At 44.6% G+C, this 13636-nt stretch carries 10 protein-coding genes and 1 riboswitch; of the genes, 9 read left to right on the forward strand and 1 reads right to left on the reverse strand.

What is annotated here, in order from left to right; all coding sequences use genetic code 11:
- Position 1: 1 nt before the first annotated feature.
- The 6 genes from murC to lpxC all read left to right on the forward strand — a co-directional run bounded on the left by murC (position 2) and on the right by lpxC (position 6990).
- On the forward strand, positions 2-1450 hold the full coding sequence (gene murC / locus FTV28_RS09615) for a UDP-N-acetylmuramate--L-alanine ligase (protein WP_096901645.1): 1449 nt from the start codon (positions 2-4) through the stop codon (positions 1448-1450).
- A 56-nt stretch (positions 1451-1506) separates the two neighbouring features.
- Positions 1507-2436, forward strand: coding sequence for a D-alanine--D-alanine ligase (locus tag FTV28_RS09620; protein WP_004974232.1), 930 nt, complete (start codon positions 1507-1509; stop codon positions 2434-2436).
- Between the two features lie 2 nt (positions 2437-2438).
- Entirely contained in the window at positions 2439-3293 is an 855-nt protein-coding gene (locus tag FTV28_RS09625) for a cell division protein FtsQ/DivIB (protein WP_004974235.1), read from the forward strand.
- A 67-nt stretch (positions 3294-3360) separates the two neighbouring features.
- A complete protein-coding gene (gene ftsA / locus FTV28_RS09630) occupies positions 3361-4623 on the forward strand; it encodes a cell division protein FtsA (protein WP_179990239.1) in 1263 nt (420 codons plus the stop codon).
- A gap of 159 nt (positions 4624-4782) precedes the next feature.
- A complete protein-coding gene (ftsZ, locus tag FTV28_RS09635) occupies positions 4783-5964 on the forward strand; it encodes a cell division protein FtsZ (protein WP_004974238.1) in 1182 nt (393 codons plus the stop codon).
- A 123-nt stretch (positions 5965-6087) separates the two neighbouring features.
- The gene (gene lpxC, locus FTV28_RS09640; RefSeq protein ID WP_179990241.1) at positions 6088-6990 is read left to right on the forward strand and encodes a UDP-3-O-acyl-N-acetylglucosamine deacetylase; all 903 of its coding nucleotides are present in this window, start codon (positions 6088-6090) and stop codon (positions 6988-6990) included.
- Positions 6991-7087: 97 nt separating this feature from the next.
- Here lpxC and FTV28_RS09645 read toward each other — a convergent pair whose 3' ends face one another.
- Positions 7088-7528, reverse strand: coding sequence for a DciA family protein (locus FTV28_RS09645; RefSeq protein ID WP_004974242.1), 441 nt, complete (start codon positions 7526-7528; stop codon positions 7088-7090).
- A 106-nt stretch (positions 7529-7634) separates the two neighbouring features.
- On the opposite strand from FTV28_RS09645, the gene FTV28_RS09650 reads away from it, so the two are divergent.
- The 3 genes from FTV28_RS09650 to FTV28_RS09660 all read left to right on the forward strand — a co-directional run bounded on the left by FTV28_RS09650 (position 7635) and on the right by FTV28_RS09660 (position 13371).
- A complete protein-coding gene (locus tag FTV28_RS09650) occupies positions 7635-8318 on the forward strand; it encodes a M23 family metallopeptidase (RefSeq protein ID WP_179990243.1) in 684 nt (227 codons plus the stop codon).
- A gap of 368 nt (positions 8319-8686) precedes the next feature.
- Positions 8687-11389, forward strand: a complete 2703-nt coding sequence (gene aceE, locus FTV28_RS09655; RefSeq protein ID WP_096901655.1) for a pyruvate dehydrogenase (acetyl-transferring), homodimeric type — start codon at positions 8687-8689, stop codon at positions 11387-11389.
- 2 nt (positions 11390-11391) lie between these two features.
- Positions 11392-13371 carry a 2-oxo acid dehydrogenase subunit E2 gene (locus FTV28_RS09660; RefSeq protein ID WP_179990246.1) on the forward strand — a complete coding sequence of 660 codons (1980 nt, stop codon included), beginning with the start codon at positions 11392-11394 and terminating at the stop codon, positions 13369-13371.
- A gap of 98 nt (positions 13372-13469) precedes the next feature.
- Positions 13470-13629: riboswitch (yybP-ykoY riboswitch) on the forward strand.
- Positions 13630-13636 lie beyond the last annotated feature (7 nt).

The following is a 13636-nucleotide window of genomic DNA, read 5'->3' on the forward strand; positions in this document are numbered from 1 at the left end:
TATGTCTCCTTCTACACCCGCTGATCAAGCGAAAAAATTAATCAAAGTGCCTGAAATGCGCCGTATCAAACACATTCATTTTGTGGGTATTGGTGGCGCGGGGATGTGTGGTATTGCCGAAGTCTTGAAAAACCAAGGCTATAAAGTGTCGGGTTCAGACATCAAAGCTTCAAAAACCACAGCGCAATTAGAAGAAAACGGCATCAAGGTTTATATTGGGCATGCGGCAGAGAATATTAAAGGCGCCAATGTGTTGGTGGTGTCTACTGCAATTGACCCAGAAAACCCAGAAATTAAAACAGCAATTGACACCCGTATTCCTGTGGTGCGTCGTGCTGAAATGCTGGGCGAGTTGATGCGTTACCGTCATGGTATTGCAGTCGCGGGTACACATGGTAAAACCACCACTACCAGTTTAATCACCTGTATGTTGGCCGAAGAAAACATGGATCCAACTTACGTGATTGGTGGTTTGCTAAACCGTACTGGGGTCAATGCAGCATTGGGTGCTAGCCGTTATATCGTGGCAGAAGCCGATGAATCTGATGCATCGTTCTTATTCCTAGAGCCAATGGCGGCTGTGGTGACCAATATTGATGCCGACCACATGGACACCTATGGTGGTAGTTTCGATACCTTAAAAGATACCTTTATTCAATTTTTGCACAAACTGCCATTCTACGGTTTGGCTGTGGTGTGTGGTGATGATGCCAATATTCGTGAAATCATGCCGCGTATCGGGCGCCCTGTATTGACCTATGGTTTTAATGAAGACAACGATATTCGTGCCGTTGATGTTGATCAAGACGGTATGCGCACACACTTTACTGTACTGCGTAAAGACCGCGAACCGTTACGCGTGACGGTGAATCAACCGGGGCTGCATAACGTATTGAATGCCTTGGCTGCAATTGGAATTGCCACCGATGAAGGCGTTTCTGATGGTGCAATTTGCCGTGCTTTAGAAGGCTTTAGCGGTGTCGGTCGTCGTTTCCAAGTACAAGGTGAGTTTGCGGTAGCAGACGGCAATGTGAAATTGGTAGATGACTACGGACATCACCCGAAAGAAGTGGAAGCCACCATTAAAGCTGCGCGTCAAAGTCATCCTGATCGCCGTTTGGTGATGTTGTTCCAGCCACACCGTTTTAGTCGCACCCGTGACTGTTTTGATGACTTTGTGGAAGTGTTGTCACAAGTCGATCAATTGTTATTGCTCGATGTTTATCCTGCGGGTGAAAAACCAATTGTTGGCGCAGATAGCCGTACTTTGGCACGCAGTATTCGTTTGCGTGGTCAGGTTGAGCCAATTTTGGTCGATCCAAATGACGGCAACCTACCGAATATTGTGAAACAAGTGTTACAGGCCAATGACTTGTTATTGACCCAAGGTGCAGGTAATGTGGGGGCGATTTCAATCGAGCTTGCACAAAACCATTTATATTTAAAATAATCACAACCTGTGATGTTTGAATTTGATCGACCAGTTTAAAGTTTAAGGATATAAACGTGTCAAATGCTTCAAAGTTCGGCAAAGTTGCCGTGTTATTGGGTGGAAAATCTGCTGAGCGTGAGGTTTCTCTAGACAGCGGTCAAGCAGTACTCGAAGCACTGCTACGTTCTGGGGTCAATGCAGAAGCATTTGATCCACAAACACGTAGCGTGACCGAATTGGTCAATTATGATCGTGCCTTTATTGTGTTACACGGGCGCGGTGGTGAAGATGGTCAAATTCAAGGTGTTTTGGAATGGTTGAATATTCCATACACGGGTACGGGCGTGCAAGGTTCAGCCATTGGCATGGACAAAGTGAAGACCAAGCAAATTTGGCAAGGTTCTGACTTGCCAACTGCGCCATATCGTATTGTTAGCAAAGATTCCAATATTGAAGACGTGGTTGCCGAATTGGGTTTACCACTCATCATCAAGCCTGTACATGAAGGTTCAAGTATTGGCATGAGCAAAGTCGAAAAAGTAGAAGACTTTGCCGATGCTGTAGCGAAAGCAACTGCACATGACGCTATTGTTATGGCTGAAAAATGGATTACAGGACGTGAATTTACCATCGTGCTGTTAAATGGTCAGGCTTTACCGATTATTCGTTTAGAACCACCGAAAGATGTGGCGTTCTATGATTATGAAGCCAAATATCAACGTAATGATGTGCAATACGGTATTCCGTGTGGTTTAAGCACTGCCGAAGAGCAACAGTTACAAGCTTTGGCATTACGTGCCTTCCAAGCCGTGGGTGCAAGTGGCTGGGGTCGTATTGATGCCATGCAAGATGAGAACGGCAATTTCTGGCTATTGGAAGTGAATACCGTGCCGGGAATGACCAGCCACTCTTTAGTTCCGAAAGCGGCAAATGCAGTCGGCTATAGTTTTGATGAGCTGTGTGTGGCAATTTTGGCACAAACCCTTACAGGTGAAGCACACTAAATATGGCTCAACTTCCTGCATCCTTGCGCCGTAAACGGGCAGCGATTACCTCGATTCATGACAAACCGCCAACAGCCAAAGAAAAGCTGATTCATTTTGGCGGTTGGGTAATGCTGTGCGTTGCGGTGCTCGTGTTGGCAGTGGGTGCGTACGGGCTATACAAAGTCATGACCGATGCACAAATTGCCAAGCTAGATGTAGTGGGTACACGTTCAGATGCGGAACACCGCCAAGTGATGACGCATGTGAACCCTGTAATGACCAAGAACTATTTCACCTCTGACCTAGAGCAAATCCGCGATACCGCTTTGGAGTTGTCTTGGGTAGATCGAGTGGTGGTTTCACGTGCGTGGCCGAATGCTATTCGTGTGCGGGTTATGCCGCGTCATCCAATTGCACGTTGGGGGACAGGTCGTTTGCTCAGTGACAGCGGTGAAGTCTTTACCGAGGTCACGCCACAAAATAATCAACATTTACCGTTATTACACGGGCCAACGCATCAATCTAAAATGATGATGCGTCGTTATAATGAAATTAACCAATTATTCTTACCCGTCAACGATCGTTTAAAAGAACTATATTTAACAGAACGTATGACGTGGTTTATGCAGTTTGATTCAGGTCTACGTGTTATTGTAGATAAAGATCAAACCATGAGTAAGCTGCAGCGCTTGGGGCATCTTGCACAAAGTGATTTGAAACCTGTATGGTCTAAAATATCCGCCATCGATTTGCGTTATCGCAATGGTTTAGCCATTCAATGGAAAAACTCAATTCCGCCAAAAATTGCAAATGGTCACTTTGTTGTAACGATTGATGACACAAGCATTGCAGAGGGAATAAGAGCAAAGCCATAATATTGGGCTTTAAAAAAATAGAGGCATTAAGCCATAAATTAAACATACTGGTAATGGTAGTGAATAAATGAGTGAAGCTGTTCCCTCGGTTGTTGCGATTGACATTGGGACGCACAAAGTTTCAGTTTTGATTGCTAAGGTCCATGCGCCAGACAATATCCAAGTCATTGGTATGGCCACCGCACGTAATCGAGGCATGAGTAAGGGAAAAATTGTCAGTCTCGATAAAGTGATTACTGCAATTAAAAATGCCGTGCAAGAAGCGGAAGATATGGCGGAATGCCGTGTGCATTCGGCATGGATTTCTATTCCTAGTGCAGAGCTAAAAAGCTTTTATGCTTCAGGTCGCACACCTATTGAAAGTAGTGATCACACCATTACCACCAGTGAAGTGGTACGCGCCTTGGACTTGGCCAAAGCCAGTCACCTCACCTCAGACCATTATTTGGTGAGTGCAGTACCACTCGGTTTCGATTTAGATGATTCGGGTGAATGGGTACAAAACCCAATTCGTATGTCAGCACATAGCATGACGGGGCATTATCAATTGATGATGTTGCCTATTAGCACCATGCAGAATTTAGACCGTGCTTTAAAAGGTGCCAATATTGGTGTCGAAAAAATGGTGGTGTCAAATTTAGCCACTGCAGAAGCCAGTCTGCTTAAAGATGAAAAAGAATACGGTGTGTGTCTGGTAGATATTGGCGCAGGTACGACCAGTATTGCAGTTTATTTAGATGGACGTTTGGCCTTGGCACACACTTTGCAGCGTGGTGGTGAGCATGTCACCCGCGATATTGCAGCGGTGTTACAAACCACAACTGAAGAAGCTGAGCGGATTAAGCTATTGTATGGCTGTGTAGATATGAAAGTGGTCAAACCTGATCACATGATTCAGATTCAGGGCATTGATGGGCCGCAAACCATTAGCCGTATTGAACTGGCGGAAATTATTATTGCGCGTTATGAAGAAATTTTTGCACAAATTCGTCAGGAACTCGAAAAGAGCGGTGCCATTCATGGTTTATATCATGGTGTGGTTTTGGCGGGTGATGCCTCACAAATTGAAGGCATGATCAGCTTGGTACGTCGTATGTTGGGTGTTTCGGCACACTTGGGGAATCATCCTTCACAAGTTTATGCCGATGAACCGCATCAGGCCGCCTTACGCCGTTCACAATATGCAACAGCTTCAGGCTTATTGCTTTATAGTCAAAACTATACTCAAAACACGATTGTAGAACATGAAGACCCTGAAACCTTATCGGTTTGGGGGCGTGTCGGACGGGCATGGTCTGGCTTGAACGAAAAGTTAAAATCTATTTTTTAGTTGAGTTTTTTGGGAATATTGTTAGGAAGTTGTACGGATCATCACTGGTACTTGACAAGCCAGAAGTTGAACAGCATTCTTAAAAATAATTTTTATGAAGATCAAGGCAGTATACGGGCTTAAGTGACTGCCAATAACGTATTAGGAAATCTAAAGGTCATGGCCTCATTTGAATTTATAGATGATCAAACCGATAGCAACGGTCAAGCCCGTTTCACTGTGTTTGGTGTGGGTGGTGCAGGTGGTAACGCTGTGCAGCACATGCTTGAGTCGGATATTCAGGGTGTAAAATTTGTTTGTGCCAATACGGACAAACAAGCATTGGATCGCATGAATTCGCAATTCAAAATCCAGCTAGGTGAGCAAAGCACACGTGGTTTAGGCGCGGGCGGTGATCCTCAAGTGGGTCAAACTGCAGCGGAAGAAAGCCGCGAGCTGATCTGTCAGCAACTTGAAGGCACAGACATGGTGTTCGTGACTGCAGGGATGGGCGGTGGTACAGGTACAGGTGCTGCGCCAGTTGTGGCTGAAATTGCCAAAGAAATGGGCATTTTGACTGTTGGTGTGGTGACTACGCCATTTAACTTTGAGGGTAAGCGTCGCTTACTTTCTGCGGAAAAAGGGATTGCGGCATTAGAACAGCATGTAGACTCTTTAATCATTATTCCAAACCAGCGTTTAATGAAAGTTTACCGCGACATTTCAATGAAAGATGCGTATAAAAAAGCCGATGACGTTTTGTTGAACGGTGTACGCAGTATTTTTGATTTGGTGGTACGTCCAGGTCACATCAACCTAGACTTTGCTGACTTGAAAACTGCGATGAGTACGCGCGGTTATGCGATGATGGGTGTTGGTTCAGGTCGTGGTGAAAACCGTGCGCGTCAAGCGGCTGAACAAGCGATTCGTAGCCCATTGCTCGATAGCGTAACCATTGCCAATGCCAAAGGCTTGTTGATTAACGTAACGGGTGGTGATGATGTGACCTTCGGTGAAATCGAAGAGATCATGGACGTGATTCATCAACTTTCAGATACCGAACAAACCCAAGTATTCTACGGTACGGTATTTGATCCTGAAGCGCGTGACGAAATTAGCGTGACTGTTATTGCTACTGGTTTAGCGCGTAACACAGGCGATACACCAGAGCCTGCAAAACGCACCGTGACACAAACCACTTCTGCAGCACCAACAGCGGCAGTAGAAGAAGATGATGTGCCTGCAATTCAGCGTCAGCAGGCAGAAACTGCGCCTGCAATTAGTGCGACAACAACATCAGGCTCTGCGCGTCCAACGCCAATGAGTATTCAAGACTATTTGAAAAATCAGCAGCGTAAATAAGACAAGATCCTCAATTTCATTGTGTGATCGGGAAAAGGCAGTTTTAAACTGCCTTTTTTGTTTTTTATCAATGGCTAAATATGCTAACGTATAGCGGTTTTAAAATTTAGATGAATTGAGAACATGCTGAAACAACGTACCCTACAACGTGTCGTCAAGGCGAGCGGTATTGGTCTGCACAGTGGTCAAAAAGTATTGATCAACTTTGTGCCGCATCATGCCGATGGGGGAATTGTGTTTCGTCGTATCGATTTAAATCCGCCTGTCGATATTCCAGCCGATGCCATGCTGATTCAAGAAGCATTTATGTGCTCGAATTTGGTTCAGGATAATGCCAAAGTTGGCACTATTGAGCATGTTATGAGTGCAATTGCAGGGTTGGGCATTGATAACTTGATTATTGAAGTGTCTGCCTCTGAAGTGCCCATTATGGACGGCAGTGCAGGGCCTTTTATTTATTTGTTGATGCAGGGTGGTTTAAAAGAACAGGATGCTGCGAAAAAGTTCATCAAAATTTTAAAACCTGTAGAAGCTTTAATTGACGATAAACGTGCGGTGTTCAGTCCGCATGAAGGTTTTCAGCTCAATTTCACCATCGACTTTGATCATCCTGCCTTTAAAAAAGAATATCAGTCTGCCACCATCGATTTTTCTACAGAAACCTTTGTCTATGAAGTCAGTGGCGCACGTACTTTTGGCTTTATGAAAGATTTGGACTATTTAAAAGCCAATAATTTGGCTTTGGGTGCGAGTTTAGATAATGCCATTGGGGTAGATGATACAGGCGTGGTCAATGAAGAAGGTTTGCGCTTCTCGGACGAGTTTGTACGGCATAAAATTTTAGATGCTGTGGGGGATTTGTACTTGCTTGGACATCAAATTATTGCCAAGTTTGATGGTTATAAATCAGGACATGCCTTAAATAATCAGTTATTACGCAATGTTCAGAGCGATCCAACCAGTTATGAAATTGTAACATTTGATGACATAAATTCTTGCCCGATCACTTTTGTGCATGTGACATAAGTCATTGTCTTTTCTTACTACGTTATAATGTAACAATAATAATATGTGAATTTCATCACAAATTTGAGCACGAGTTTTTGGTGTTTTCTGCAAACAATTATTTTTTATTGCTTGCCAAACGTAACAAAGCTTGGCTAAGCTTAGGGTCGCTCACAAAGTCAGCAGCACCTCGTAACATATCTTGAGTTTCTGGACTAAGTGTTCTTAAAGGCTTTTCGCTTTTTGGGGGCGTTTGAGATTCAACTCTTAAACGAACTTGAATTTTTTGTATGTCTTTCAGTTCATGCAGTTGTGACAGTTGAGTAATGTATTGCTTTTGCAAATAAGCAAGTTGACTGACCATCGCTTGATTCGTTCCAGTAATGGTTAAGACACCTTGTTGATAACAAACCACCTGCCATTGCTCTGGTTGCGGCAGTAAAGGTTGAATAAGTTTGCCAAGTTTCTGCCATGCAGCAACTTGGGTTGAGAGAAACGTTAGGTTTCCTGTTTTTATGTGTTTTCTTGTTTGTTGAAAGAGATTCACAGGTTCGGACATACATCATTCCTTCATGTTTATGCCCTAATCTTATGCGCTCCTTTCAGTAGATATCAAGGAAGAGATCACAAGGAACTTCAAGTAAGAACAGTTAAGAGGTTTTTTTATGCATTCGCGCCGTATTTTATTAGCGTTTTCACTGGCAGCTTCGGCAGCATCTGTCGCATTTGCTGATTTAGTTGAGTTAGATTCTCAAAATTCATCGACTGATCGTATTGAGCAATTAACCCGCACCTTGTCACAAGGTTCTTATACAGAAACACAAGACATTGATGTTCCTGCACAAACGCAGATGAACGTTAAGCTTCGTGAAAAGACTACAGAATTAAACAATGCGTCTTTAGCAAAAAAATACGGTACCAATACCAGCACCCGTTTTGCTTCTTCAAATCCTTATGCTTGGTTAGTGTCACATCCATTACCAAATGCACGTATTAGCTCGAACTATGGCGGTCGTGTCATGAGTGGTCGTGCTGAAAACCATTCAGGCTTAGACCTTGCTGCACCAAGCGGTACTCCAATTTATGCGACTGGCCCAGGTATTGTGACCAAGTCAGGCTGGGGCACAGGTTATGGTCAATATGTAGAAATTAACCACGGTAATGGTTATATCACGCGCTACGCACACGCTTCACGTTTAATTGCACGTGTGGGTGACCGTGTAGATGCAGGCGAACATATTGCCAACGTGGGTTGTACAGGTCGTTGTACAGGTCCTCACTTACATTATGAAGTAGTGAAAGATGGTCAACGTAAGAACCCTTCTACCTATTTAGCAATGTTGCCGTAATGTTTTGGCTAGAAATTCATGCTCTAGCCACACTCACTGTAAACTACACGCGAACTACAAATTAAAACATGAAATTAAAGCGGCAAAGGTCGCTTTTCTTTATACTCACGTTTTAGCTTTTAGCGAAATCTAGTGAGACATTTCAGACATCAACTTATCACCTAAAAAAATAATAACACGCAGTATCTGCTTTATTGTATAAAAAACCGCCTAAATTGGCGGTTTTTTGTTATTTGCTGTAAGAATGTGTCAATGACTATATATTTTCTAAATAGTATGCAGGATATGCATTTAAGATTAGCCATATCTACTAAAGTCTAAATTATGATACATATAAAGCATACGATTAGGCTTAGGAATAGTGAATTATGGCGTTTTACGGTGATACGGACTCACAAGAAACCCAAGAATGGCAAGACGCCTTTGATGCTGTGTTACAACATATGGGTACTGAACGGGCAGCATTTTTACTCGAAAAACTGTACCAACGTGCAATTGCAAAGCATGTACCCATTCAGCGATTAAATACTCCTTACCTCAATACCATTTCAGTGGAAGAACAACCTGCCATGCCGGGCGATCAGGATATGGAGCGTCGTATTCGCGCCCTGATTCGCTGGAATGCGTTGGCAATGGTATTGCGTGCCAATAAAACAGGTGATGATTTAGGTGGTCACCTTGCAAGTTTCGCATCTTCAGCAACATTGTATGATGTTGGTTTTAACCATTTCTTCCGTGCCAATAGTGATCATTTTGGCGGTGATATGATCTACTACCAAGGTCACTGTGCACCCGGTATTTATGCCCGTTCATTTTTAGAAGGGCGTTTAACCGAAGATCAATTGAATAATTTCCGCCGTGAAGTGGGCGGTAACGGTTTACCTAGCTATCCACATCCTTATTTAATGCCTGACTATTGGCAGTTCCCAACGGTGTCGATGGGTCTGGGTCCAATCATGTCAATTTATCAGGCACATATTCAAAAATACTTAATGAACCGCGGTTTAATTAAAGAAGAAGACCGTAAAGTCTGGGCATATCTAGGCGATGGTGAAATGGATGAGCCAGAAAGTTTGGGTGCAATTTCACTGGCAGGTCGTGAAAAGCTAGATAACCTGATTTGGGTGGTGAACTGTAACTTACAGCGTTTAGATGGCCCTGTACGCGGTAACGGTAAAATCATTCAAGAACTTGAGTCGTTATTCCGTGGCGCAGGTTGGCGCGTGATTAAAGTGGTCTGGGGGCGTCATTGGGATGCTTTATTAGACAAAGACGACACAGGTGCATTAAGAGCCATTATGGAAGAAGCGGTGGATGGTGATTATCAGCGCTTGCAAGTGAAAGGTGGTGCATACGCTCGTGAGAAATTCTTTGGTAAATATCCTGAAGCCAAAGAATTGGTCAAAGATTTAAGCGATGAAGATATTGATAACCTGAACCGTGGTGGTCACGATCCGTACAAAGTATTTGCGGCGTATGCTGAAGCATGTAAGGCCAAAGGTCAGCCAACGGTCATTTTAGCCAAAACTGTCAAAGGTTATGGTTTGTCTGATGAAATTGAAGCGGTGAACAAAACCCACCAAATCAAAAAAATGCAGTTGGATTCTTTAAAATATGTACGTGACCGCTTCAACTTGCCATTTAGCGATGAGCAACTTGAAGAAGTGCCGTTCTATCGTCCAAGTGAAAATTCGCCTGAATTGAAATATATGAAAGCGCGTCGCGAAGCGTTGGGTGGTTATTTGCCTGCGCGTCGTAAAGACAGCGAAGCTTTACAAATTCCTGAATTATCAGTTTTCGATTCAGTCTTGGCAGGTTCAGGTGGCAAAGAACAATCGACCACTATGGTGATGGTGCGTTTGATTTCTGCCCTGCTCAAAGAAAAAGCCATTAAAGACCGTGTGGTACCCATTGTACCCGATGAAGCACGTACTTTCGGTTTAGAAGGCATGTTCCGTCAACTGGGTATTTATGCCGCACATGGGCAAAAATACACCCCTGAAGACCAAGAACAATTGATGCATTATCGTGAAGCCAAAGACGGTCACATGCTGCAAGAAGGCATTAACGAAGCAGGTGCAATGAGTGCTTGGGCAGCTTTGGGTACCAGTTATTCGACCAATAACTTACCAATGATCCCAATGTATATGTATTACTCCATGTTTGGTTTCCAACGTATTGGGGATATTGCATGGGCGGCAGGTGATGCACAGGCGCAAGGTTTCTTGTTGGGTGCCACTGCAGGACGTACCACACTCAATGGTGAAGGCTTGCAACACCAAGATGGTCACTCGCATATTTTAGCCAATACTATTCCAAACTGTGTGTCCTATGACCCATGCTTTGGTTATGAGCTTGCCGTGATTGTGCATGATGGTTTGCAACGCATGTATGTCAATCAGGAGCGCGTGTTCTATTACCTCACCGTAATGAATGAAAACTACGAGCATCCTGAAATGCCACAAGGTGTGGAAGAAGGCATTAAGCGCGGCATGTATTTACTGCAGGAAGATGAAAAAGCCACGGTTCAATTGCTAGGTTCAGGTGTGATTTTGCGTGAAGTCATCAAAGCGGCGAAAATCTTGCGTGAAGAGTATCAAATCCACTCGAATGTCTACAGTGTGACCAGTTTTAATGAATTGGCGCGTGATGGTATGGCGTGTGAAGAATACAACCGTTTGCATCCATTGGCTGAAGAAAGCAAAGAGCCGTGGATCTCACAACAGTTACGTGGCAAAGATGGCATTGTCGTGTCTGCTACCGATCACATGCGCGCCTATAGCGAGCAAATTCGCGGTTACTTGCCAGACAATCGTCCATTTGTTGCCTTAGGTACCGATGGTTATGGTCGTTCCGATACCCGCGGTAACTTGCGTAGCTACTTTGGGGTCGATGCTGCACACATTGTGGTAGCCACCTTGAAAAAACTGGCTGATGAAGGCGAAGTCGATGCGCGTTTGGTCAAAGATGCAATCTCGACATTTGAGTTAGATACAGATCGTCCTGTCGCGTGGGCACCGCAAGCGGTTCCTGAAGTACAAGCGGTTGCTGACTACAAAGAGGAGCACTGATCATGCAAATTCAAACGCCTGATATTGGTGTCGATAAAGCCACTGTTGCAGATATTCTTGTCAAAGTTGGCGACACGATTGCAGTTGATGACAGCATTGTCCTATTGGAATCAGACAAAGCCTCTGTTGAAGTACCCAGCACCGTTGCAGGGGTGGTGAAAAGTATTTTGGTACAACAAGGCGATGAAGTGACTGAAGGTGCGGTGCTGATTGAGTTGGAAACTGAAGCTCAAACGGCAGCTGCTACAGAAGTTGCTGCACCGCAAGCCCAAGTAGATGCTGCACCGAAGCAAGATGCTGAACCAGTGATCGCTGCAGAACCAAGCTCAGCGACATCAAACACTGCGCAAGAAGTAGATGTACAAGTACCTGACATTGGCGTGGAAAAAGCCGTTGTTGGGGAAATTTTAGTACAAGTCGGCGATGCGATTGATGTTGATCAAAGCATTATTGTGGTGGAGTCGGACAAAGCCACAGTAGAAGTGCCGAGTACGGTGTCGGGTACAGTTACCGCTATCCAAATCAATACGGGTGATACCGTAAAAGAAGGTGTGGTGATTCTGAAAGTGAAAACCGCCGCTGCTGCAGTCACACAGGTGGAAACACCTCAAGTGGCATCAGCAGAAGCGGCTGCTGCAACAGCGAGCGCAGCAACTGCATCGGCACCACAAACAACAGCATCAGCACAGGTTGAAGTCGCAGTGCCTGATTTAGGGGTCGATAAAGCCACAGTGGCAGAAATTTTGGTACAAGTGGGCGATACGGTTGCTGCTGACCAAAGTTTGATTGTGGTGGAATCAGACAAGGCTACGGTAGAAGTGCCAAGTACTACTGCAGGCGTGATTCAAGCGATTCATGTAGAATTAGGACAAAGTGTTGCGCAGGGCAATGCCTTAGTGACGATAGTAACTGCAAGCGCAGCTGCACCAACAGCAGTTGCAGCAGCTCAAGTTGCCTCTGCACCAAGTGCATCGCCAGCAGTCAGTGCTGCATCTACAGCACAAACCACGACAGTTGCAGCAAGTGCGCATACGAATGTAGATAAATTGAGCAAGGCGCAACATGAAGCCAATGCAAAAGTGTATGCAGGCCCTGCTGTGCGTAAACTGGCACGTGAGTTGGGTGTCGTTTTAGCCGATGTAAACGCCACTGGCCCACATGCACGTGTACTCAAAGAAGACTTGAAGGCTTATGTTAAAGCGCGTCTTACTGCGCCGCAGACTGCTCCTGTCGCTGCTACAACACAGCAAGTTACAGGTTTGCCAAAGTTGCCTGATTTTAGTGCATTTGGTGGCGTGGAAGAAAAAGGTTTGACGCGCTTACAACAAGTGTCAATTCCGCAATTGTCCCTGAACAATTACATTCCACAAGTCACGCAATTTGATTTGGCCGATATTACTGAGCTAGAAGCGTGGCGCAGTGAATTGAAAGCTAACTTCAAAAAAGAAGGTGTTAGCTTGACCATTTTGGCGTTCATTGCCAAAGCAGTAGCGCATTTGCTGAAAGATGAGCCATATTTCGCTGCGCATCTGGCAGACGATCAAAAGTCTGTGCTGCTGCGTAAAGAAATCCACATGGGCATTGCGGTGGCAACCCCCGATGGTTTAACCGTGCCTGTACTACGTAATCCAGATCAGAAATCGATTAAACAAATTGCGATTGAACTGGGTGAGTTGAGTCAAAAAGCGCGTGATAAAAAGTTGTCGCCTAAAGATTTACAAGGTGCAAACTTTACCATCACCAGTTTAGGTTCGATTGGCGGTACGGCATTTACGCCGTTGGTGAACTGGCCGCAGGTTGCGATTTTGGGTATTTCACCAGCGACCATGCAGCCTGTCTGGAATGGTGAAGGCTTTGATCCGCGCTTGATGTTGCCATTGTCATTGTCGTATGACCATCGGGTAATTAATGGCGCAGATGCAGCACGTTTTACCCATAAACTGACCCAGTTGTTGGCAGATATTCGTAGCTTGCTGCTCTAAACTCAGAAAAGCTTTATAAAACCCTGCTGCGGCAGGGTTTTTTGTCACTGCCGTTATTCGGCTAAATTTGCTTAACCGCAGTATTCCGTTTAGAATAGCTGTACTTCATTGGGGAGTAGCCGCTTTTTACTAATTTCTGTTTCAACTGAATGCAGTAAAAAGGTGATGGTCAACATATTTGTTCCACAGAACATGGTCATCATAGCAAAGAACCAAGTCTGCTTTTTCAAGCTTTCTTTTGTTGGCAAGACCTTTGATTTATCAC

Origin of the sequence: Acinetobacter sp. YH12252 (assembly GCF_013417365.1) — a bacterium.
Classification (GTDB): domain Bacteria; phylum Pseudomonadota; class Gammaproteobacteria; order Pseudomonadales; family Moraxellaceae; genus Acinetobacter; species Acinetobacter towneri.

What these genes read in the sequence shown, in the direction of transcription:
- FTV28_RS09650 (WP_179990243.1), top strand. Translation starts at nt 7,635, where the DNA reads ATGCATTCGCGCCGTATTTTATTAGCGTTTTCACTGGCAGCTTCGGCA.
- aceE (WP_096901655.1), top strand. Translation starts at nt 8,687, where the DNA reads ATGGCGTTTTACGGTGATACGGACTCACAAGAAACCCAAGAATGGCAA.
- FTV28_RS09660 (WP_179990246.1), top strand. Translation starts at nt 11,392, where the DNA reads ATGCAAATTCAAACGCCTGATATTGGTGTCGATAAAGCCACTGTTGCA.
- ftsA (WP_179990239.1), top strand. Translation starts at nt 3,361, where the DNA reads ATGAGTGAAGCTGTTCCCTCGGTTGTTGCGATTGACATTGGGACGCAC.
- murC (WP_096901645.1), top strand. Translation starts at nt 2, where the DNA reads ATGTCTCCTTCTACACCCGCTGATCAAGCGAAAAAATTAATCAAAGTG.
- ftsZ (WP_004974238.1), top strand. Translation starts at nt 4,783, where the DNA reads ATGGCCTCATTTGAATTTATAGATGATCAAACCGATAGCAACGGTCAA.
- lpxC (WP_179990241.1), top strand. Translation starts at nt 6,088, where the DNA reads ATGCTGAAACAACGTACCCTACAACGTGTCGTCAAGGCGAGCGGTATT.
- FTV28_RS09645 (WP_004974242.1), bottom strand. Translation starts at nt 7,528, where the DNA reads ATGTCCGAACCTGTGAATCTCTTTCAACAAACAAGAAAACACATAAAA.
- FTV28_RS09625 (WP_004974235.1), top strand. Translation starts at nt 2,439, where the DNA reads ATGGCTCAACTTCCTGCATCCTTGCGCCGTAAACGGGCAGCGATTACC.